Source organism: Brucella pituitosa (assembly GCF_965577835.1).
Taxonomy (GTDB): domain Bacteria; phylum Pseudomonadota; class Alphaproteobacteria; order Rhizobiales; family Rhizobiaceae; genus Brucella; species Brucella pituitosa.
This window is the reverse complement of sequence record NZ_OZ264094.1, coordinates 822,717-845,474: the sequence shown is the minus strand read 5'-3', so window position 1 is coordinate 845,474 and position 22,758 is coordinate 822,717. Positions and strand designations below refer to the sequence as shown.

Here is a 22,758-nt window from a genome sequence, read left to right as displayed (position 1 = left end):
AACAGGCATCGGGAAGATTAGAAGCACAATGGAAGATGCAATCATTCGTGTCGCTGACCTCTCCGTCATTTATGAAGGTACGCCGGCATTAGCTACAGTCAGCGTATCGGTCGCGCCGGGGAAAATTACCGTTATATGCGGGGCCAATGGTTCGGGGAAAAGCACCCTGCTGCGTAGCATGGCGCGCCTACAAACACCCTCGCAAGGCACCGTTTTCTTTGAAGGAACGGATATCAGCCATTTACGGCGGGTTGATCTTGCCCGAAAGATTGCAGTGCTGGGTCAGATGCCAGAAGTTCCAGCAGGATTGACTGTCGAGGAGCTGGTTGAAAATGGTCGGCATCCGCACCGTCGTTTGTTTTCACGGCTGGGGCCTGAAGATCGGGAACTTATTGCGGGCGCTATAGCTCAGGTTGGTTTACAGGACTTGCGCCGCCGACATGTTTCATCGCTTTCAGGTGGGGAACGGCAACGGGCCTGGGTCGCTCTCGCGCTCGCGCAAAATCCGTCTGTTCTCTTTCTGGATGAACCAACAAACTTTCTGGACATTCGTCATCAATCCGAACTCCTGACGCTGTTGAAGAAGCTTAATCGCGAACGACAGCTGACCATCGTTGCGGTGCTCCATGATCTCAATCAGGTGATTGAACTTGCAGATCGTGTAATCCTGATGCGCAAAGGTCGTGTCATGGCATCAGGTGAGCCGGGAATGGTTTTCACGAAACTGCACCTCAAAGAGGCATTTGATTTCGATATCGATATAACGCAACATCCGGTTTTGCCGATCCCCTTCTGCCTGCCGCGCTGGGTCGATCCTGACGACGAGCAGTCAAAAAATTGAGCATGAATTCAGCCCCAACTTTGAGATCTGGTTCTTTCGCACTTCCTGCGAGCCTGATCTTTCTTGGACTTATTTCGCTGCTCTTTCTCACATTCGCAGAGCTTATTGTCGGCAGCGCCAACGTCACAATGCAAGACGTATTACAGGCTCCCTTCAGACCGCAATCTGTTGCGCAGATTGTCATCGAAACCATTCGCCTTCCACGAGCACTGGCGGCCATATTTGTCGGTGCAGCACTCGCCGCAGCCGGCACCGTCATGCAGACAATTCTGCGAAATCCACTCGCCGCACCAGATATTCTAGCTGTTACCAGCGGCGCACAACTTGCCCTCGTCATATCGAGCCTCCTGTTGCCTTTTGCTTTTCCAGGTTTTGTGGCAACCATCCTGGGCGGTGCAATTGGCGGATTGGTTTGCTTGTCGGTCGGTGGTGGATTGCGCGCACAAACCGTCAGGCTGGCGCTGGCAGGAGTAGCCGTCTCGCTTGCGTTTTCAGCTATATCCTCAGCAATTATTCTGACTGCCGATGATCGGGCATCCGGGATTATTCTCTGGTCTTCAGGGATTCTGGATCAGACTGGATGGAGTAAGATCGCGCCGCTCGCTCCAATAGTTTTTGCGGGCATTTTGCTTCTGATCGTGCTTGGCAGACAATTTGATATCATGGCTCTTGGCAGTGATATTGCATCGAGCCTTGGTCTTGGAAAAACCACAGCCATTGTTGGGCTGCTGATTACGGTTATATTGTCTGGGGCGGCTGTTTCCATCGCTGGGCCTATCGGCTTTATCGGCCTCGCCGTCCCAAATTTTTTACGCGCTAGCGGTTTGATCAAACATCGTGTTCTGTTGCCCACAGCATGTCTTTGGGGCGCGGTGGCATTGTTAGTTGCCGACGTTATCGCTCAATGTTTGAGCCGTGAAGGCAGGGTAATACCAACTGGAATTCTCGCTGCGTGTCTTGCTGCGCCTGTTTTGATTTTTATCCTTCGAAAGGTAAAAAGCGAAACGAGCACACGCGCCAATATTTTGCTGGGGAAAGTGTTATTCGCGCGAAAGCTGCCACTCTATGTCACCCTCTTGTTGCTCTTATGCCTATCTGCTTTTGTGGGGAGCACTATTGGTGATGGCATCGCAGGCAGGCAACTAGACTGGAATACGGTCTACGCACTGCGAATGCCTCGCGTTTTCATAGCGATGGGTGCCGGCACATTGTTGGCAGTCGCAGGTCTGTTGCTTCAGGCAGTTACGCGCAACCCATTATCGGGACCTGAAACCCTCGGACTTGCTCAAGGCGCGGCGCTCGCAAGTCTCCTGGCGCTTCTTATAGGTTTTGTTCCGGGGAGCCCGCTCTTTGCTTTGTTCGCAGCCGCGGGTGCAGGTAGCGTCGTTATCTTGATATCCGTGCTCGGGCTTCGTTTGTCGCCGGTAAGCATTGCATTGACCGGGCTTGCAATTGCAGCCAGTCTTTCAGCGTTTAGCACGATTGTCGTTATTGAAGCCAAGCTACAGGTTGCGGAAGCCCTGTCCTGGCTGGCAGGCTCAACGCACGGCCGCAGCTGGCAAGACGTTGAAGCACTCGCGCCGTGGCTCATTCTTCTTGTAGCAGCAATGGCGTTTGCACAGCGGCTCGACATACTTGCACTTGGTCATGACGGCGCACAATCTCTCGGGGTTGAACCGTTCTCGACGCGGATGTGGGTGATGCTGATAGCAGCCCTATCTGTCGCGGGCGCCGTGGCTGCTGTCGGCGCTATAGGATTTGTTGGGTTGATAGCGCCACATGCCGCGCGCCTTTGCTGCGGTGCGCGTTATCGCCATCTCCTGCCAGTTACAGCGCTGATAGGCGCAATCCTCACCGTATCGGCAGATATGATAGGACGATCTGTGATCGCGCCATACGAAATTCCAGCGGGAATAGTGACGGCCTTTATTGGCACGCCGTTGTTCATCATGTTGATGCGCAAACAATCAGTTTAGAGCGATGATATCGCTCAGTAAGCCGGAACAAGATCAAATCAGATTGCTAAGGCGCTTGTTGTTTTTTCCACAAGTCGCAACATTGATCGCGTGGACCCGAAAGGCCAGATATTACGGCCGATAGTGTAGACTTGTCGGGAAGCGACCATCGGCAAAACAGGCCAGATGGCACTTTGGCTTAGCTCAATCGGCACTGTCTCATCGAGCATCAAGAGCTTCGTATCGGCGCTCAGTGTTGCCAACTCTTCCAACCCAAACGTCGTAAAGCCAAAGGATTGAGTGCCACGATCAATTCCTCCTGAGAACCCAGCTTTTGCAAGCGTCCTCATGATCAGAGAATTGGACGTGAAAATACGGAGCCGGGCAACTCCAGGCAATGGCTGTGCAACAATTACATTCACGGAGTTGCGGTTCTTCTTTTGAACAGCAACAAGCTGCTCCTCAAATGACTGCCATTCGGCCAGTCCGGTAGCTGCATGGCCGATGGCTTCTGCAACACTTAAAAGACTGAGCCTGGTCGCTTCATAAAAGTCTGCAGTGTCAGAGCCTCCATCCAGTAAAATGGTTGGGGCAATTTCTTTCAGTCGAGAAGCAATCGCACCGTGGCGCAGCGCAGACGTAACGATAAGATCAGGCTTTAAGCGCATGAGCGCCTCAAGACTTGGTTGCTGGCGACCACCCACGTCAACGGCATCAGCAAGCTTTTCATTCTCAATACCTACCCACTGACGATAGCCAGCAAGATCGGCCACTCCCGATGGAATAAGCCCCAGCGACAGAACCATCTCTGTCTCGGCCCATTCGAGGGTAACAATTCTAGGTGGTGTTTGTGCACCGACAACGCGCGTGAGAGCGGCCAAAGCCGCTCCCACCAAAATCTCGCGCCGTGAAAACGCTGCTACCATCGAACACTCGTCGTTGCGACAACGGATCTGCCCTGGCCAAAATAGCATTGGCTTGTTGAATTACATCCTGCCACATATTTCTTGTCGCCAAGATTATATGCATTGACCTGCAAGCGATAGTTACCAAGGTCGTAACGCAGGAACGCGTCAACAAGAGTATAAGACGGGACGTAGAAGGTGTTGAGTGTATCGCCCGCCGTCTTACCGATGCGGCGTACACCGCCACCGACAACCAGATTGCCATTCATGCTGTCTGGCAAAGGCACATCATAGCTCAGGAACAACGACTGCTGGTTCTTTGGAACCGTGTAAGGCAGCTTGCCGATTTGAGCTGGATTCTGGCTTTCGCCGACTTCCGGGTCCTGGAAGCTCAATCCCCCAGTCACATTCAAACGGTTCCACAAGCGTGCCGTTCCTTCGAGTTCTACACCGCGAACACGGACTTCATCGGTCTGATAATAAACGCCGGAGATACGATTGACGACATTCTGCTGTTCGGCTTCAAATGCAGAGAGCGTTACCGAATAATCTTCGCCTTCGGGTGCATATTTCAGACCCACTTCCTTCAACGTACCCGTTGTCGGCTTTAAAGGTGTGTCTGCAAGCGTAAGCGTTGGCAAGAAAGATGTCGAATAGAGCGCATAAGGCACAAAGCCTGAATCGAAGACATAAGCCACACCGACGCGGCCGGTAAATTTGTCTGGATTTTGATCGTAATCCACGGTGCGACCAGTAGAAAGTGTCGTTTGCTCGGAATCGATGCGGGCGAAATCCTTACGCCCACCAAGCGTTACGCGCAAATTACCTGCTTCGATCTGATCCTGCACATAGATGCCGGTCTGATACTGCTTTTGCAGGAGGCGCGTCGTGGGCGAAAGCCTGGCAATAGATTTGTCGTAAGTCGGGTTGAAGAGATCTTGAGAAGGGCCACTCGCAGAAGCCGTGTAGTTGTCCAACCGCTGCCACTGCTGATCTACGCCAAAAAGCAAGGTATGAGACAACGGACCGGTATCGAAACGGGATTCCAACTGCGTGTCGAATGCAATTGCATCAAGTTCTGGCTGCGCGAGATAATTGGTGCGCGGAATGGTGTGGCCATTCCATCCACTCGTCGGCAAAACGCCTGTAAACAGATTGCGATAATCGGTTTTCATGTGCGAATAGCGGAAATTCTGACGCAGCGTGAAGGTGTCGTTGAAGCGATGTTCAAACGCATATCCTACGTAGCCAATCTCCTTTTTATAGACGGCGTTTCGTGGGTCACCATCCGAGAAATCACGTGATATGCTCTGCCCTGACGGGCTCGGCAGGACACTTCCGTAAGCTGGAATGATAACGCCAGCCTGACCCATATCGTCTTTGAGATAGCCGCCCGATACGATCAGGCTCGTGTCAGCATCAGGGCGCCACGCGAAGCTAGGATTGATGGCAAAACGGTTGTTTTTGCCAAAATCATAAGAGGTATCGCTGTCGCGGAATATACCGTTAAGGCGATAGGTAAATCGCGGATCATTGTTGATCGACCCAGTGGTGTCGAAGCCCAGTTCCTTGCGGCCAAAGCTTCCGCCACGCAAATAGATCTCATGGGCCGCTTCAGCCTGCGGTTGTTTACTGACCATATTGACGATGCCGCCAACGTTGCTCTGGCCGAACAGAGCGGAACTTGGGCCACGGAGAATCTCCACGCTTTCCAGCGAATAGGGTTCCACAACAAAACCGGAATAACCGCCCGACTGGCTCGCAATCTGAGGAATGCGCAAGCCATCGAGATATAGATCTGCAGGGAAGCCGCGAACCGTAAAATAATCAGAACGGACATCAGCACCGTAACGCTGAGCGTTAACATTGGCGCTGTACAGCATTGCTTCACTGACAGACTGAACCGCCCTGTCATTCATATTATCGCGGGTTACGACAGAGATTGATTGCGGAGCTTCGCGAATGGCAATGTCGCTCTTGGTAGCAGCACGGCTATAATCGGCAATGTATCCCTTAACAGGCGTGCGTGGACCCTTACCTCCAGTTGTCTGAACCTCAATAGTTTGCAGCTGGATGACGCCCGCTTCCTGAGCAAGAGTTGGCTTGGATACGGTAATGGTAGCAACGCCCGCCATCAGCGCCGCTTTGAAAAGGGTGTGTGCACCGAAACACACTGTCTTGATGTTAAAGTTTGTTTCGCGGGCAGCGGTGCTACTCGTATTCAATTCGGCTCTCCTGGTCGTTTAGCAAGTAAACGAGATGTGTCCCGCTGACGATAACGACCGCAGGCTTTAACTATCAAATTTGATGTTGCGTAATCGTAGAATTCAGAATAATTCTAAATTACGCCAGCATATCAATGCGTTGCGAAGCAGAATATATTCATCATCACTTGTTGAGTCAGGCCAAACTCGGTTGCAATCGGGTCAAAATTCTGCAATTTCCATCAAATATGACTTTTTTAGTCAAATTGGGCCAAATGGAACACTGAATGCGACCGAAACATGCAATTGATTATCAGGACATCAAACGGCCTCTGGCTGTGATGCGTCGTGAATATACGGTTAGTATGAATTTCGGCTGGCACAGTCACCGACGTGGACAGCTTCTTTATGGCAATAGCGGCTATATGACGGCAATGACTGAAGAAGGCGCGTTTATGCTCCCCAGCGGTTACGCTATTCTCATCGCACCCGATCTGCCGCATGCAGTTCAAACCTTCGGCGAAACAAAAATGCATTCTGTCTATCTGGAAGAAAGCGTTTTACGCGATGTTTGGGAACCCACACGGATTCTGAAAGTTTCAGCGCTACTTGATGCAAGTATACAGGCGCTGGCAAATGAACCAGTGCTCTACGATGAAACCGGCAGAGGACAACATCTTTCGGCGCTGATCCTTGATGAAATTCGCAATGCCGATCAACAGCCTTATACGGTCCCGTTGCCTTCCGAAAAGCAACTGCGCAAACTCTGCCGGGATTTGCTCGATAATCCTGGTAACGACCTCACCATTGACGACTGGGCTGATAAAGTCGGCATGAGCCGTCGTACAATGACGCGCAAATTCCGCCACGAAACAGGCATGAGTTTCGTCGAATGGCGGCAGCGATTAAGGGTCTCGCACGTCATGCGGCGTCGGGCAGAAGGCGTGCCGTTGGCCCTTGCAGGACTGGAAGCAGGCTATCAGAGCCTGTCCACTTTGCGAAAAGTGTTAAAGACCTGGGCACCTTAGTTTTCTATGCAAATAATCTAAGCGTATATGATGACGCGTTTTTATCCATTTGCCTATTTTATGAGCAATGAATTGCCAGGTATTGAACCGCTGGATTGCGCTTAGCGCAATCCCCAGCACCTCCCAACCGCAATCATCTGAACCTAAGCACGCCTTATCTCGCGTTTTCTCCATCTGGCATGACACTTGCTTCTGTTAAATCAAACGCATTGACGGACATATGACAAGTAGGCCGCAATGTTGGGAATTGGTTTAATACGCAGAACAAAAGAGACTAGGCGATGACAAAATATAAGCTCGAATATATCTGGTTGGATGGCTACACCCCTACCCCGAACCTGCGTGGTAAAACCCAGATCAAGGAATTCGAAACATTTCCAACCCTTGATCAGCTTCCTTACTGGGGCTTTGATGGTTCTTCCACGATGCAGGCGGAAGGCCGCAGCTCGGATTGCGTATTGAAGCCTGTTGCAATTTATCCTGATCCGGCGCGCACCAACGGCGCACTCGTTATGTGCGAAGTCATGATGCCTGATGGCGTGACGCCTCATCCATCGAACAGCCGTGCGACTGTTCTTGACGATGAAGACGCATGGTTTGGTTTTGAGCAGGAATATTTCTTCTACGAAAATGGTCGTCCGCTTGGTTTCCCCGAACAAGGCTTCCCTGCACCACAGGGTCCTTATTATACCGGCGTCGGCTACAAAAACATCGGCTCGATCGCGCGCAAGATTGTAGAAGAGCATCTTGACCTCTGCCTTGCTGCAGGGATCAATCACGAAGGCATTAATGCTGAAGTGGCCAAGGGTCAGTGGGAATTCCAGGTTTTCGGTAAAGGCTCAAGGAGCGCTGCAGACCAGATCTGGATCGCTCGTTACCTACTTCTGCGTCTTTGCGAACAGTATTCTATCGATATCGAGTTCCACTGCAAACCGCTCGGCGACACCGACTGGAATGGCTCGGGAATGCATTGCAACTTCTCGACCAAATTCATGCGCGAAGTGGGCGGAAAAGCCTATTTCGAAGCTCTGATGGCTCAGTTTGACAAAAACTTGCAGGATCATATCGACGTCTATGGTCCTGACAACCATATGCGCCTGACCGGCAAGCACGAAACGGCACCTTGGAACAAGTTCTCCTATGGTATTGCTGATCGCGGAGCGTCGATCCGTGTACCACATTCATTTGTGCAGAATGGTTATAAAGGCTATCTGGAAGATCGCCGCCCTAACTCACAGGGCTGCCCTTACCAGATCGCCTCTCAGGTTCTTAAGACCATTTCTGAAGTGCCAACGACAGCTGACGAGGCACTTGCAGCTTAAATAGACAAATAGAACGAGTATGAAGGCCGGCCGGGTTGCACCCCGGTCGGCCTTCAGTTTTCTGGTTTCATGCAGTTTTCACCCTTGCAGCGAGCTGATCAAAATAACCGCGACCCTCTGTCATACTGCAGCACGCAGAATAAAATCAGAGCAAGCTCGCAATGCAACCGTGTTGCATCGCAACAAATGAGACCGTCATAAAGCAATAAGCCCCGAAGCGCCGGTTTTTGATCCGCACTTCGGAGCCTGATTATCTCACGGTGTCTGGTGGAGTTAAAGATTTAGCCTGCCAGATAGTTTTTCAGGAATGTACGCGTTCGCTCCTGCTGAGGATTACGCAGGAGTTCATCGGGGGCACCCTCTTCAACGACCACCCCGCCATCCATAAACAGGATCTTGTCTGCAACTTCACCAGCAAAACGCATTTCGTGCGTGACGATCAGCATTGTCATGTGCTCTGCAGCAAGCTGTTTCATGACGAGATTGACCTCATCAACCAGTTCCGGGTCAAGTGCCGATGTTGCTTCATCAAACAGCATCACCTTGGGCTGCATGGCCAACGCGCGCGCAATAGCAACACGCTGTTTTTGTCCACCCGACAGACGCGACGGATAGACATCCGCCTTATTAGCCAATCCAACTTTGGCAAGCAGCTCCAGTGCCAGCTCACGCGCTTGCGGCTTACTCATGTTCTTCAATTTAATCGGACCGAGCGTAATGTTCTCAAGAACAGTCAGATGTGGAAACAGATTAAAATGCTGGAACACCATACCCATTTGCTGACGCACGGAGTTTATATGCTTTTCAAAGGCCTGCCCTTTGAGTGGCTGATTGACTTGCATACCGTCAAGCCAGACTTCGCCGCCATTCAAGGTCTCAAGATGATTGATCGAGCGCAGAAGCGTACTCTTTCCTGAGCCGCTGGGACCTATAATTGCAATGATTTGTCCACGGGATACAGAAAGATCGATGCCTTTTAGAACCTCCAGTGCGCCATAGGCTTTGCGGGCACCTTTAACTTCAACCATTGGCTTCAGCGTGCTCATCGCGTGACCTCCACTTTTCTTTCAATATGTCGCAGCCCTGCTTCCATAACGAGGTTCACCAGATAGTAGAGTGCAGCTGCAGTAAGATAAAATTCAAAAGGACTATAGGTTTCGCTGATAGCGATCTGCGCGCTATTGACCAGCTCGGCAATCCCGATAATTGAGACAAGCGACGTGTCCTTGAGCAAGACAATCATGTTGTTTCCGATGGGAGGAATGGTGCTCCGGATTGCCTGTGGTACGATCACATAACGTAGCGCCTGTCCCCGGCTCAAACCGATGGATCGTGCACCTTCTGTCTGTCCGGGATCGACAGAAACGATACCCGCACGAATGACATCCGCATTGTAGACCGCGAAATGCAGGCTGAGACCGATAATGCCCGCAAAAAGTGCCGGTATATCGATACCGATTTGCACAAGCCCATAATAGATGAGGTAGAGCTGCAACAATAAGGGCGTTCCCATGAAAAGCCACATGAAGAAGCGCACCGGATATGCAAGTATGGATGGCGCGTAAAGCACAATCAGAGCGAACAGAATACCGAAGGCAAAGCTGAGAACACTGGATGCAACGGCTAAAACAAAGGTCCACCAAAGTCCAACCAACAGGAGGTCGTAATAAGGAACAACGATACTGAAATCGAGTGTTGGCATAATTTGTCCTCCCTCAACGCGGCGCAAAGCGCTTGTCGAGCAGATCGACAATCATGACGACGACATAAACAATGATCATGTAAAGCACAGCAGCGACTGCAAAAATCTCGAAAGGCTTGTATGTCGAGCTGATAAAGCGCTGCGCTGTATAAGTCAGTTCCACGACCGAAATTGTTGAAACCAGTGCCGACCCTTTAACGAGTGCGACGGCATTGACGCCCAGTGGTCGGATCATGAGACGCGCAGCTTGCGGCAGAATGATCAAACGTAACGTTCTTTCACGATCGAAACCTATTGAGCGAGCGGCCTCCGTTTGTCCGCGGTCCACACTGGCAATCGCACCACGAATGGACTCAGCCATGTAAGCGCCAATGTTCAACCCCAGACCGATGACGCCTGCTGAATACGGCTCCAGTTCCAGGCCTATCTGGGGGCCACCGAAGTACAGGACGAACAATTGCACCAGACAGGGTGTACCGCGAAATACGCTGACATATGCCCCGGACAAAAAACGCAAGATCGCAATGTTTGAGAGGCGACCGATCACCAACAGGCCTGCAACGACGAATCCCAGCAGAAGAGCAAGCACAGAAATCTGCACAGTGACCCATGCAGCTTCCAGGAAGAATGGGAGGACGCGCTGCATTAACGCAAGATCCATAAAGATACTCCGGAAAGTCATGTGAACCGGCCCGGAAAAACCGGGCCGGATTTAAAATCGATTAGCGAATGTCGCTACCGATCCACAGCATCGAGATCTTTTCGTAACCACCATCAGCGAGCATATCGTCGAGGGTCTTCTGCATTGCAGCTTTCAGTTCCGGATTGTTTTTACGGATTGCAATACCGAGGGCAACGCGGCCACCTTCGATGTTTGGTGTATCCAGAATACGAACCTTTTGGCCCGTTTCCTTCACAGCAATCATGACCGGGATGCTATCCATGACGAGCGCATCGATACGACCTGCTTCCAGATCGATCAGCATTTCAGGCAAGCCCTTATACGTACGAACGGTCAAATCGCCCTGCGCTTTTGCCCATTTTTCATGCGCGTCACCCATTGTGACACCAACGGTCTTGCCGTTCAGTTCTTCTAGTTTCTGAATGGATGAGCTGTCTTTTACAACGATTGTGCGGCCTGCGTGGTAGTAAGGACCGACAAAGTCTACGGCCTTTTCACGCTCTGGTGTGATCGTCATGGATGCAACAACTGCATCGTATTTCTTTGCAAGAAGACCCGCGATAATACCATCGAACGGCGTGGTAACGATCTTTGGCTTCATGCCCATGCGGTCCGCAATTTCGGCGCCAATCGATGCGTCAAAACCAACCACTTCGTTTTTCTCGTTTGTGAAGCTGAACGGTGGATACTGACCGCTCATCGCAATGCGCATCTCACCCGTTTCTTTGAGCTTTTCCAGCTCGTCAGCTTGCGCTGGCACGTTCGAAAAACTTGCAGTAATCGCAACAGCTGCGATTGCAATGAGGCTCTTCAATTTGGAACTCATGACTTTCCGTTTCCTCTGGATTTGTCTTTTTGTTTTAGGGTTATGGTTTGCCACTAACCTTCATTTAGGAGCTTGGCACAGGCTCAGTTCGCAAGCATCCTGCAATATGTCTGCGCGCCCGACACATTGCCGGAATCTACCGGCATATTGTCGGCGTCTCGCATGGACGCTTTGACGATGATTATCGGAGCTCAAGTCACTTCCTGAGTGGACACCGAAAGTGAGTAAGCGAAACAAAAGGCCGTATTCTCGCCCGGATTGTCCGGCGAGAATACGGCCTTCAGATCAAGCCTTTCGGCTGCTCTTACCGCAGAGCAGCTACAAAGCTATCGTTCAGGACGCTGAGCAGATGATCTGCATTGTCACGACTGAAAACCATCGATGGGCGCATCTTCAGTACATTATCATGTGGCCCTTCTGTACCCATCAGAATACCGCGTTGTCTTGCGCCATCATTGATACGTTTTGCCAGAGCAGTTGCGGGTGCTTTCGTCTTACGATCTGTAACCAGTTCAATCCCCAGGAATAAACCTTCACCACGAACATCGCCGATAATGTCAAAACGCGTCTGCATTTCGCGAAAGCCAGCAATAAGGTAGTTACCGACATCAAGCGCATTCTTACGCAGGCCATCTCTTTCGATCACATTGAGCACTGCGAGGCCTGCGGCACAGGAAACCGGATTGCCACCGAAGGTGTTGAAATATTCCATGCCATTGTTAAAGCTGTCTGCCACTTCCCGCGTTGTGACAACCGCAGACATTGGATGACCGTTACCAATGGGTTTGCCCATAGTGACGATGTCAGGGACAACATCCTGCAACTCGAAAGCCCACCAGTGGCTGCCTACGCGACCAAAGCCGACTTGCACTTCATCGGCGATACATATGCCGCCCGCCGCACGAACCATAGCGTAGACTTCTTTGAGATAGCCTTCCGGCAGAAATACCTGACCGGCAACACTTGGAATGGATTCAGCCAGGAAATATGCAGGTGCCCGGCCCTGGCTGCGCATGGTGTCAATATGCTCGGCAATGTTGCTGGCAAAGCGCTTGGCGTGCTCTTCAACAGGCCAATCTTCCGGAGCATGATAGCTGTCAGGAATGATGCCTTCAAAGACATGCGCAGGGCGACCCTTGCCACCTTTGCGCTTATACTTATAAGGGCTGAGATCGATGAGTTCCTGCGTTGTCCCATGATAAGCCCAGTCAAGCACGATTGCTTCGTCGCGACCAGTATGATTGCGCGCCATTCGCAACGCCAAGCTGTTTGCCTCGCTGCCTGAGCAAGCAAATGATGCAACGGTTAGGCCTTCTGGCAATGTCGCGGTAAGCCGTTCGGCATATTCAACGATATTATCGTGCAGATAGCGTGTGTTGGTGTTCAACAATGCTGCTTGCCGGGCGATGGCTTCAACCACCTCGGGATGAGCGTGGCCTATGTGACAAACATTGTTAAAGCAATCGAGATACGCCCGCCCGTAATTGTCGATAAGCCAGGCGCCTTCTCCGCGTACAAATTTTATCGGTTCGGAATAGGAAATAGACAGGTTGGGCAGCAGGATTTCTTTGCGTTTTTCGACAATTTCCGCCCGTGTGCGACCATCCTGATGGAAGGTTTCTGGTGGAATACCTGCCAGTTCAGCCACATCCGGGAATAAATCCGCCCACACGTCCAGATATGCGGCTTCGCCCACACCCAGAATCTCGGTTGCTGTGAGATTGACGTCTGCCGTCATTTCGAAATGCAGATGCGGCGTCCATCCGCCATTCTCATGAATACCGCCCATATGACCGACGAGATCACCAGCCTGCAGCTCCTGACCAGGCTTCAGACGTTCCAGTGCCTCATGCGCCATATGCCCCCAAAGCGTCACGAATGGCGGACAGCCTTCAGGGCGGTGTTCCAGCTTGACCAGACCGCCATATCCAAGCGGCTCGTGTTCGATTTCAACGCTTATGACGGTTGCCGCCAGTGGTGTGTAAAGCGGAGTACCTGCTGGCATGAACAAATCCACACCGAGGTGATGGATGCGGCGCTGTCCATCAATGAAGCGCGATTCAAAAGCCTTATCGGTATAGACAGTTCGCTTCTCGCCCCAGGAACCAATGCCAAGATCAACGTTATTCCGGGCACAGAAGTCGTCCCACCATTGCGTGGCCTCTGTTGCACGCTGTTCAGCGGATGCGACTGTCATAAAATGGGATGCGTCGCCATACGGGACAATCGCTTTGGTCATGGTCGCGGGCGCGGGACGCACGATTGGAGCAAATGTCCTGGCATTGTCAGATATCCATTTGCGGATAGCGCCTGCGCCATCTATGGCGTCAAATCCGCACGCTTTGCGCAAAATGGCTGTCGCAAAACGTGAATTCATTGCGTCCATCTTTTCCAAAAGACGCCACGCTGGTGCTTCGCTAATGGCGAGATAAGGATTATCGCCTGTCTTCTCACGACGCGAGGCAGAAATCGTAACGCTTGTCACAAGCCGCATGGCAACAAGGTCGAACAGAAGATCAATTTCTTCTGCCTTGAGCGGGTATTTTTCATGAAAACCCGATGCGAGTGCCGCAGCGGCACCAATTGGATCGTCCGTGTCCAGCGCGGAATAAGCACAGGCGATAGCCACTTCCGCGATCAGTACAGTGTGAACGGCATCACCAAAGTCGATAAGGCCTGCAATCTTTTCATGGTCTGTGTTGTCGACCAGAACATTCCAGTCATTCGCATCATTATGAATGACCTGCGCGCGCAAACCCGCAAGTTTGGGCTCAACAAGGGTTTCAAAGCGAGCGATGAACCGATCAAGCAATGCTCTTTTGTCGGCATCGTCTATGAAATGCAGGCGTGTACGCGCGCGGCCTGCATAACGGAGGTCCCAATCCAGATCGCGGAGCGCGCCCGGATGAATGAAGCCTTGCAAAGCATGATCGAGCTCGCCCAATGAGCGGCCGAGATTACGCATCAAGTCGAATGTTCTGGTAACCTGTGCAAGCGGTGTTCCCGGTAGCCAGCCAACCAGGCGCAGTGCATGTTTTTCTCCACCGCCAGCAACGGTTGAAGCAAGTACATCACCGGCAAGACTTGGTTTGAGATGCGGCACCGCCAATTTGGATTTCGCATTGGACAGGTGATTCAGCAGAGCCGTCTGGAATTCGCTCTCGACTTTCGGTTCGCTGGCGTTGACGATCTTTAGAATCCAGTCGGATTCCGTTCCAGTTTTCAGGCGGAAATTACAATCGCGCTCACTATCAAGCTCAGATGCGCTTGCGCTTACACCAAAAACTTCCTTGGCAAGCCTTTCGGCATCAATGGCTGAAAACTGGGGAGCGGGATGGGAGAGATCGGTCATAGTCAGTATTTTTCCAGGTTACATTTCTTACCCGCAGCTTGGCATGCAAAGGATTTTCGGGCATCAAGTATCCTGTCGGGATAACCGGCACTTTGTCGGAATAGACCGACATATGTCCGGCCATGTGAATAGGGTAAAGATGCGCGAACTTGATGCGAAAGATCGTGAAATACTGGCAATCCTGTCGAAAGAGGCGCGTATTGCGTTGAAAACGCTGGCAGGGCGTATTGGGTTGTCGCGTAGTGCCACGAGTGAACGCGTCACAAATCTTGAGCGCAGCGGAGTCATAAGAGGATACCGTGCGGATATCGGCGAAATCGACGCAAATGTTATTCGTGCGGCCTTTTTGATCAATCTGCGACGGACCCCAGCACATGATCTGCTGGATATACTGGCACGTCACCCGGAGGTGCGTCGCGTATCATCCGTGAGCGGGCAGCTTGATCTGATCGTCGAACTGGAGACCGGCTCAATTGACGGCCTTAATCGAGTGCGCGACTTGATAGCAGGACATGACATTGTGGAAGATCTCACAACCGCAATCGTTCTAAGACGCGATATTGATCGCGAGTTAAGTTAGGATCTGTGCAAGCCTTGAATGCCGCTCAAAATGACGCTATATTACGTCATAATTAATGGCTTCACGGATATGGAGGCAACATCATGGGTCTCACACAATATTCAGATAACGGTCTGTTCGCACCGCGAAAAATTGCTGATGCGCTGCGCACAACGAGCGATGAAGTCGCCCGTTCCGCAGGATTGGGACGTGACGCAGTACAGCGCAAAGATCGCGTGCAATCTGACAAAACGCAAAAGCGGCTACGCGAGATGGTCGAGATTTTGAACAAGGTCGAACCGCGTTTTGGTTCAGCGCTTATGGCTTATGCCTGGTATCGTTCGGAGCCGCTGGCTGGCTTTTCGGGTCAGACTGCGATGCAACTCGTGCTCAATGGCCGAGCCAGCGCAGTGCTCGATTATATTGATGCGATCGACGCCGGGGTTTATGCCTAACCGTGTCAATCCGCTATCGAGATAAACTTTATCGGGCTTTGAATCCCGTCTTTGCCCGGGAACCTCTTTCCGGGCGGGGCGCCGAGCTTTATGGCGGACGCTTCAATCCCAAAGGCGTTCCCGCGATTTACGCGTCTCTGAGCATCATGACGGCACTTCGCGAAGCAAACCAGGCCGGTAACCTGCAACCAACGACAATCGTATCTTATGATGCGGAGATCGAAACCATATTCGATTGCAGGGATGATATTGCATTAAAGGCAATGGGACTGGACGCTGCAATGCTTGGGCATGATGGCTGGCGGGAGCAAATGCGATTGAAAGGCCAAGCCGCAACGCAGATTTTTGCAAGACGTTTGATTGCAGATGGTTACAGCGGCTTGCTGGTTCGTAGTTTTGCAAAGGGCGCCAGCCAGGATGATCTCAATCTCGTTTTATGGCGGTGGGGTTCATCGTCCCCTTCCCGCCTCACCTTGATTGACGATGAAAACAGGCTCTCCCGCTAAGGCGCGCCTTCGAAACCATTCACACTTCTCGCGGCATCCGCATTATTCTGCGAAGACACTGCCCGGATTCATTCGGCCGCTCGGATCCAACACACGACGAAATGATCGCATCAGCTCCATACGAACCGGGTCCGAACGCGTAGCGAGTTCTGTGACCAATTTTCGTCCAATACCGTGCTCCGCAGAAAACGTACCACCAAGTTCGTCAACAACGTCATGAACGTGTTTCATAACATCGGATGTTACTTCTGCAGGGTCAGCAAACCCGGCCCATTCATCATGGGTGAAATGCGCAATGAAGTGGATATTTCCATCTCCGATATGAGACACAATCAGGATCGTTGCTTCGGGATAAATTGCATGAACTGCAGCCGTAGCACGTTCAATCATCTTTGGTACGAGGGCTGGACGCACGGCAATATCATGCGACAAACTATGCCCATGAAGTTTGTTGGCTTCTGATACTGAATGCCTCAAGTGCCAGATATCAGCAGCATGTGCTTCGCTTTGAGCAATAAAGGCGTCTTCAACCAATCCTGCCTCAAATTGCTCTGCCAGCCATTCTTCAAGAGCCACATGAAGTTCTGCCGCAGCATCTGTACTACCAAGTTCGACCAGCAATGACCATTCCGGACGGCTTTCAAGCGGATGCCGAGCGCGCGGAATATGTTGCATAACCAGATCAACCTGATTACCGGACAACAACTCAGCGGCTTGTACTGCAGTGTCGAAGCGATCCTGCAAACCCATCAGGATGGTCACCGCAGCATCCAGATTTGGTAAAGCAATCCAGGCATGCCCAGATGACCGTAGCATGGGCTGCAAACGCAAAGCCGCCGCTGTGATAATTCCCAACGTGCCTTCGGCACCAATAAAAAGGTTCTTTAAGTCATAACCCGTGTTGTTTTTACGTAATGCTTTCAAATCGCTCAATATGCGACCGTCCGGCAGAACAACTTCGATGCCACAAACCAGCTCACGAATGGGACCATAGCGAAGAGCGCCGGTTCCCCCGGCATTGGTCGATGCAAGGCCACCGATCTGTGCACTGCCTTCGCTGCCAAGATGCAACGGAATGCGACGATCGACCGTGGCTGCGGCGTCATGAGCCGCAGTCAGCGTTAGTCCGGCTTCAACCACAATTACATTCGACGCTTTATCGATATCGCGCACCGCATCCAGTCGGCGCAGACCCAAAACAATGGTACGATCCCGCCCGAGAGGCACTGCGCCCTGACACAATCCTGTGTTCCCACCTTGTGGAACAATCATGCTGCTGTGCTCGTTCGCTATCCGCATGACGGTCGCAACCTGCTCAGTCGTTGCGGGTAGAACAACCGCAATTGCCTGTCCGGTTTTATAGCCACGCCAGTCTGTCAGGAAAGGCTCTTTATCGTGACCATCCGTCAGTACGTATTGGCTACCAACTGCCTGACGAAGGTCGTTCAGGAAAGCTTCATTGGAGCTGGACTTGGACAACATTTTATTACCTATGAATTCAAACAGCGTATTTTCGAAAAAGTGACGATCAGCCGATCCATTCCGATTGACGGAGTGCGGCGACATTCTGGGCACCTGCAAAGCCGAGAAACAAGCGGAGTTCGTCCCTTAACTGCTCAATCATATCCACGACGCCATCGGCTCCCCCTGCTCCCAGGCCGTAGAGTGGTGCGCGCCCGAGAAACACGCCATCAGCCCCCGCGGCCAGCAGCTTTGCTGCGTCTGAGCCGCGCCTTACACCACTATCTGCCAGAAGCGTTTTATGGGGCCCAACAGCATCCCGTATCCTTGGCAACACATCTATTGGCAAAACGGCACTATCGAGATTGCGGCCCCCATGCGCCGACACCACAACGCCATCACAACCCAGATCGAATATCTCGATTGCGTCATCTGCAGACAAAACCCCTTTAATCAGAAGTTTGTACGGCCATCGTTGACGAAGCTCCTTGACGAAGTCTCGATCAAGTACTGTGTCGAGAGCGAAACGCGGATCGCGGATGGAATCTGTTACAGCTTTGGCAACATCACCCGGATAGTGCGCGTAAGAAGGGAAACCCTGCCGCAACAGATATCGCCCCATGACGCCAAGTGTCCAATGCGGATGAAGCATCAGGTCCACTGCCAGCGTCGCTGAAAACTGTAGTGGCACTCCAAAACCGTTGCGCCGGTTGTGGACTTTCTTGGGTGATGCTGGTGTATCGACGGTCAACACCAGAGTATCAACACCACATGCTTTTGCACGTTCAAGCAGTTTCCAGGTTTCGGACCGATCACGCCAAACATAGAGCTGGAACCATAAATCACTGTTGGGCGCACCTGCGGCAATCTGCTCGATACTGGTCGATGACTGCGTTGCGACGACAAAAGGCAGCCCGGCTGCTTTTGCCGCACGCGCCATGAGAACTTCACCGTCGTAGCGAACCATGCCAGCCAGAGCTGTAGGAGCAATCACAAACGGACAGCTATGCGTGCTCCCAAGATATTGAGCCGACAGATCCGGGGCGGAGACCGGACGCAGAACGTTTGGAACAACGCGGCGCGTAGCGAAGCCGTCATGAAGTGCCACGAGGGCTGTTTCAGCTTCCGTTCCTCGATCAATATATTCAAACAAAGCGCGGGGGAGAAAGGCTTTTGCTTGTTCCCGCGCTTCTGAAAAGTCCAGAAATCCCGCCCCGCCTGCCATAGCCTATACGATCCCTTCGGCGCGCAGACCGTCAATAGCTTTGAGTATGAGCGCCTGGGTTGTGTCATTCGGTGCCTTCAAAGGCAAAGAAACAGGCCCCACTGGCAACCCCAACTGAGCCATCATGGCTTTTAGCGGACCGGGATTAACTTCATTAAACAGAGCTGCGAATGTTGGGAGGAGCTTGCGATGCAGAGCGATTCCATCGGCATAATTTCCGTCTGCAAGCTTATCGTGGATCTGTGTCCAGTAGGCAGGCAGCATAGGCGCGCTGGCAAGAATCCCGCCCTTGGCACCATGCATGATGTGAATGGCGTACATCATGTCGTCGCCGGACAACAGCGCAATGCGATCACCAATGGCGGCAGATAACCGATTAAAGTAATAGGCATCGGTGTTGCAAATCTTTGCACCGATGATCGTACCGTCTTCTCCCAGAGCTTTCAGCGTATCGACCGCAGTTACAAAACTGGTCCGCGCTGGCACATCATAATAGACCAGTGGCAAATCGACGGTCTTCCGATACGCGCGGAAATAGTCGATGACGCCCTGCTGGCTCGGAATGACGTAAAACGGGGTTACGAGTAGCAGAGCATCCGCACCTGCTTCCTTAAACGCCTTGCCATGATCTACAGCTTCCGCCCAGCCGGGCGAAACAACACCGGCAACAACCGGAACGCGACCATTCACAATGCGGACGGTTTCCCGGACAACTTCGATCCGCACATTGGCGGAAAGAGCTGTGAATTCACCTGTGCCTCCGACGGGCGCAAGACCCTTTGCGCCGCCAGCCAGATTAGCCTCAATAAGGTTTTCCAGCTTTGCAACATCGGGCTGTCCATCTTCGGTCAATGGCGTCGGAATTGCGGGATACATTCCCTGCAGATCATAATGCTTCATTGTCGACTATCCGCTTCTGTCTGGTATTTTGATCAGAGCGCATCCCGAAAAGTGTGAACCGGTTTTCGGGCAAGATGCGCGTTAGAATATAAGGTTAGAGCGCCGATCTGATTCAATCAGATCGAAACGCGCTCTAATGCTCGACCTTGGAAAGGAAGCTCTTCAGGCGTTCAGTTTTAGGTTGACGCAACACCTCTTGCGGTGCTCCGGTCTCGACAACATGCCCGCCTTCCATGAAGATGACTTTTGAAGCGACGTTGCGCGCAAAGCTCATTTCATGTGTGACGACGATCATTGTTGTTCCGTCAGCAGCCAATCCCTGCATCACGTCAAGCACCTCACCAACAAGCTCTGGATCGAGCGCCGATGTTGGTTCGTCAAACAACATGACTTCAGGTTCCAGGGCTAATGCACGTGCAATAGCCACTCGCTGCGCCTGCCCGCCGGAAATCTGATGTGGGTAAAGGCCGATTTTATCTGCCAACCCAACTCGCTGAAGGAGTTTCATGGCCAACTCTTGCGCCTGAGGCTTCGTCTTCAGCTTGTTAAGCAGTGGTCCCGACATGACATTCTGCAGAACAGTCATGTGGGGGAAAAGATGAAACCCTTGAAAAACCATACCGGTTTTAGCGCGAAAATCTGCTTTTACCCGCTCTGAGAACTTGCTCTTTGGGTGAAAGTCCAGACTTTTGCCCGCAATCTCAATGAGACCTTCTGTTGGCTGCTCGAGCAAATCGAGACAACGAAGCAATGTAGATTTCCCGCAGCCCGAAGGTCCGATAAGAACGGCCACGTCCCCACGATCAACCGACAAATCAATCCCTTTGAGGACTTCATGCGTACCAAATGTTTTGCGCAGGCTTTTGACTTTGATCATCGCACGATCCTCAATGTTTGATTTCGAAACGGTTCGCAATCAACGTCACGGGAGTGAGGATCGCCAGATAAAGCAATGCTGCAAAGGTGTAGACCTCAAGCGGCCTGTAAGTCTCCATGGTCAGACTGCCGGCCGCATACATAAGATCAGGCACTGCAACTACCGAAAGAAGCGATGTGTTCTTCAGCTGGAGGATTGTCTGACTGACAATTGGCGGGATCATGCGTCGCGTTGCCTGGGGCAGAATAATGTGGCGCATCTTTGTATAATAGGAGAAGCCCAATACGGTTGATGCTTCCCATTGGCCGCGATCGATAGAGATCACACCGGCCCGGAAAATTTCTGCTGCGAAAGCGCCCATATAGAGCGTCAGGCCCAACCCGGCGGCAAACCAATCTGGCAACGTATATCCAGTGAGCATTGGCAGCGCATAGAAGAACCATACAATCTGCACGAGCAGTGGCGTGCAGCGGAAAAGATGTATGTAGGCATTGATGATCCAGGTCAGAACCGGCATACGCGATACCAGGGCGAGACCTAATACGACACCGATGAGAAGACCAGCCACTGACGTAACAAAGGCATAAGCCACCGTCACACCAATAGCATTGAGCCACAATTGTCCGTCCTGAATTACGGACCAGTCAAATTGGTACATCCGAATGTACTCCCATTTTTGCGGCCGTGCTGAATCCGGATCAGGTGGCCTTTTTTTCGCAGCTAGCTTGATTCGAAGTCGAAGAAAAGCTTTTTCACTCAAATTATTATATTTTAATCGTATTCCGATTATTTTTAATTGATATGAGAGCTTATTTGTTAATAATATGGAAAATTACAATTTAAATTCCTGACTTAGTACCCCATAACGATTTTTCACTTGTCGTAGATAATTAGAAAGAGACAAGGTGTAGCCGGGCAATTTAAAGCTCTCCAGAGAAGGGCACTTGAAGGGAATAAGATATGATGAAGATGGTTGCAGCTGCGCTTTTGGCTTGTGCGAGTATCACAATGAGTGCGCCAGCAATGGCTGAATCGGTATGGGACAAGATCGAACGTACCGGTGAAGTTGTGTGCGGCGGCGTGAGAAATTATCCACCGACATCGTTTCACGTGGGAGGTGAACTTGAATATGCTGGCTACGGCCCGCGGGTCTGCCGGAAAATGGCAGCGGATCTCGGCAAAGCCATGGGTAAAGAACTCAAGCTGAAATGGCGTGAAGTGACATGGCAGAGCATTGTTCTCGACCTGCAGTCCGGTCGTCTTGATATTTTCCCAGGCATGACCGCAACTGAAGAGCGCAAAAAGGCTTTGGCCATGGCAGGACCCGTCTGGCAGATGTCGGATTGCGTTATTGGCGCCAAGGGCAAAGAACCAAAGGCGACATGGGCAGAGTATAACTCCCCCAATGTTACCTTCGCTATGGTGACGGGTGCTGCACAGACTGCGTTCATCAAGCAGGATATGCCAGATGCTAAAATCATGAGTCTCAAAGAAATGAGCGAAGCGATCATGGCCGTACAATCTGGCCGCGCTGATTACATGCTTCAGGAACTGCCGATCTGTATAAAGACCTTTGAAAGCGCCCGTGGTGTCTTCTCAAGCTACACTGTCCCAGAACCTGTACACGGCATCCCTGTTTCAGCGGCTACACGCAAGGATGAAGATGGCCGCGTTCAGGAGTTCCTCCAGAAATGGGCCGACGAAAACCGCGCAAACCAGACTATTGTTCCACTGCTCCTTGAAGGTTTCAAAGATGCAGGCATGGATACGTCAGCTCTGCCGGAAGGCATTCGCTTCTAAAAAATCTGGAAAGGTGCCGGGACTCGGCACTTTTTCCTTTCCATTGCAGAATTGTCGGCTTTCGATCTTTGGGCAAATGGAAAATTCTTTAGCTATCTGAGAACAAATAATAATTATTGACTAGATGAATGGTATCGGGAATGCCATGTCAAAGGCAG

Annotated in this window: 20 protein-coding genes; 8 read left to right on the top strand and 12 right to left on the bottom strand. The window is 51.7% G+C overall.

The window, feature by feature from the left end:
- Positions 1 to 28: 28 nt before the first annotated feature.
- Both ACSME1_RS23225 and ACSME1_RS23220 read left to right on the top strand, forming a co-directional pair.
- Positions 29 to 841 (top strand): ABC transporter ATP-binding protein, encoded by an 813-nt coding sequence (locus ACSME1_RS23225; RefSeq protein WP_024898623.1) that lies wholly within the window; start codon positions 29 to 31, stop codon positions 839 to 841.
- A 2-nt stretch (positions 842 to 843) separates the two neighbouring features.
- Positions 844 to 2,817 (top strand): iron ABC transporter permease, encoded by a 1,974-nt coding sequence (locus ACSME1_RS23220; protein ID WP_435655598.1) that lies wholly within the window; start codon positions 844 to 846, stop codon positions 2,815 to 2,817.
- 38 nt (positions 2,818 to 2,855) lie between these two features.
- Here ACSME1_RS23220 and ACSME1_RS23215 read toward each other — a convergent pair whose 3' ends face one another.
- Positions 2,856 to 3,722 carry an iron-siderophore ABC transporter substrate-binding protein gene (locus ACSME1_RS23215; protein ID WP_100557861.1) on the bottom strand — a complete coding sequence of 289 codons (867 nt, stop codon included), beginning with the start codon at positions 3,720 to 3,722 and terminating at the stop codon, positions 2,856 to 2,858.
- Positions 3,716 to 5,926: a TonB-dependent siderophore receptor gene (locus ACSME1_RS23210; RefSeq protein WP_435655597.1), complete on the bottom strand. Its 2,211-nt coding sequence runs from the start codon at positions 5,924 to 5,926 to the stop codon at positions 3,716 to 3,718. The genes ACSME1_RS23215 and ACSME1_RS23210 overlap by 7 nt, the downstream gene beginning before the upstream one ends.
- Before the next feature lie 266 nt (positions 5,927 to 6,192).
- Here ACSME1_RS23210 and ACSME1_RS23205 point away from each other — a divergent pair, with 266 nt between their 5' ends.
- A complete protein-coding gene (locus ACSME1_RS23205; protein ID WP_105535093.1) occupies positions 6,193 to 6,933 on the top strand; it encodes an AraC family transcriptional regulator in 741 nt (246 codons plus the stop codon).
- Between the two features lie 281 nt (positions 6,934 to 7,214).
- On the top strand, positions 7,215 to 8,255 hold the full coding sequence (locus ACSME1_RS23200; protein WP_435655596.1) for a glutamine synthetase beta-grasp domain-containing protein: 1,041 nt from the start codon (positions 7,215 to 7,217) through the stop codon (positions 8,253 to 8,255).
- 281 nt (positions 8,256 to 8,536) lie between these two features.
- Here ACSME1_RS23200 and ACSME1_RS23195 read toward each other — a convergent pair whose 3' ends face one another.
- From ACSME1_RS23195 to ACSME1_RS23175, 5 genes are all read right to left on the bottom strand, one after another.
- The gene (locus ACSME1_RS23195) at positions 8,537 to 9,301 is read right to left on the bottom strand and encodes an amino acid ABC transporter ATP-binding protein (protein WP_105535091.1); all 765 of its coding nucleotides are present in this window, start codon (positions 9,299 to 9,301) and stop codon (positions 8,537 to 8,539) included.
- Positions 9,298 to 9,957, bottom strand: coding sequence for an amino acid ABC transporter permease (locus ACSME1_RS23190; RefSeq protein WP_105535090.1), 660 nt, complete (start codon positions 9,955 to 9,957; stop codon positions 9,298 to 9,300). Before ACSME1_RS23190 ends, ACSME1_RS23195 begins: the two co-directional genes overlap by 4 nt.
- A gap of 13 nt (positions 9,958 to 9,970) precedes the next feature.
- A complete protein-coding gene (locus ACSME1_RS23185; protein WP_024899129.1) occupies positions 9,971 to 10,618 on the bottom strand; it encodes an amino acid ABC transporter permease in 648 nt (215 codons plus the stop codon).
- Positions 10,619 to 10,679: 61 nt separating this feature from the next.
- Positions 10,680 to 11,465 carry an ABC transporter substrate-binding protein gene (locus tag ACSME1_RS23180; protein ID WP_435655595.1) on the bottom strand — a complete coding sequence of 262 codons (786 nt, stop codon included), beginning with the start codon at positions 11,463 to 11,465 and terminating at the stop codon, positions 10,680 to 10,682.
- 304 nt (positions 11,466 to 11,769) lie between these two features.
- Positions 11,770 to 14,817 (bottom strand): aminotransferase class III-fold pyridoxal phosphate-dependent enzyme, encoded by a 3,048-nt coding sequence (locus ACSME1_RS23175; protein WP_435655594.1) that lies wholly within the window; start codon positions 14,815 to 14,817, stop codon positions 11,770 to 11,772.
- A gap of 139 nt (positions 14,818 to 14,956) precedes the next feature.
- Here ACSME1_RS23175 and ACSME1_RS23170 point away from each other — a divergent pair, with 139 nt between their 5' ends.
- The 3 genes from ACSME1_RS23170 to ACSME1_RS23160 all read left to right on the top strand — a co-directional run bounded on the left by ACSME1_RS23170 (position 14,957) and on the right by ACSME1_RS23160 (position 16,337).
- Positions 14,957 to 15,397: an Lrp/AsnC family transcriptional regulator gene (locus ACSME1_RS23170; RefSeq protein WP_024899125.1), complete on the top strand. Its 441-nt coding sequence runs from the start codon at positions 14,957 to 14,959 to the stop codon at positions 15,395 to 15,397.
- Between the two features lie 83 nt (positions 15,398 to 15,480).
- Complete coding sequence (locus ACSME1_RS23165; protein WP_024899124.1) at positions 15,481 to 15,831, top strand: MbcA/ParS/Xre antitoxin family protein; 351 nt, start codon at positions 15,481 to 15,483, stop codon at positions 15,829 to 15,831.
- 8 nt (positions 15,832 to 15,839) lie between these two features.
- Entirely contained in the window at positions 15,840 to 16,337 is a 498-nt protein-coding gene (locus tag ACSME1_RS23160) for an RES family NAD+ phosphorylase (RefSeq protein ID WP_435655798.1), read from the top strand.
- 42 nt (positions 16,338 to 16,379) lie between these two features.
- Here ACSME1_RS23160 and ACSME1_RS23155 read toward each other — a convergent pair whose 3' ends face one another.
- The 5 genes from ACSME1_RS23155 to ACSME1_RS23135 all read right to left on the bottom strand — a co-directional run bounded on the left by ACSME1_RS23155 (position 16,380) and on the right by ACSME1_RS23135 (position 21,458).
- A complete protein-coding gene (locus tag ACSME1_RS23155; RefSeq protein ID WP_435655593.1) occupies positions 16,380 to 17,819 on the bottom strand; it encodes an FAD-binding oxidoreductase in 1,440 nt (479 codons plus the stop codon).
- 46 nt (positions 17,820 to 17,865) lie between these two features.
- Positions 17,866 to 19,023 carry an alpha-hydroxy acid oxidase gene (locus ACSME1_RS23150; protein ID WP_435655592.1) on the bottom strand — a complete coding sequence of 386 codons (1,158 nt, stop codon included), beginning with the start codon at positions 19,021 to 19,023 and terminating at the stop codon, positions 17,866 to 17,868.
- 3 nt (positions 19,024 to 19,026) lie between these two features.
- Positions 19,027 to 19,923, bottom strand: a complete 897-nt coding sequence (locus tag ACSME1_RS23145) for a dihydrodipicolinate synthase family protein (RefSeq protein WP_435655591.1) — start codon at positions 19,921 to 19,923, stop codon at positions 19,027 to 19,029.
- A gap of 133 nt (positions 19,924 to 20,056) precedes the next feature.
- Positions 20,057 to 20,800 (bottom strand): amino acid ABC transporter ATP-binding protein, encoded by a 744-nt coding sequence (locus ACSME1_RS23140; RefSeq protein WP_435655590.1) that lies wholly within the window; start codon positions 20,798 to 20,800, stop codon positions 20,057 to 20,059.
- 10 nt (positions 20,801 to 20,810) lie between these two features.
- Entirely contained in the window at positions 20,811 to 21,458 is a 648-nt protein-coding gene (locus tag ACSME1_RS23135) for an amino acid ABC transporter permease (RefSeq protein ID WP_435655589.1), read from the bottom strand.
- A gap of 302 nt (positions 21,459 to 21,760) precedes the next feature.
- Between ACSME1_RS23135 and ACSME1_RS23130 the strand changes: the two genes are divergently transcribed.
- Positions 21,761 to 22,600 carry a transporter substrate-binding domain-containing protein gene (locus ACSME1_RS23130; RefSeq protein WP_024899117.1) on the top strand — a complete coding sequence of 280 codons (840 nt, stop codon included), beginning with the start codon at positions 21,761 to 21,763 and terminating at the stop codon, positions 22,598 to 22,600.
- Positions 22,601 to 22,758: the final 158 nt, after the last annotated feature.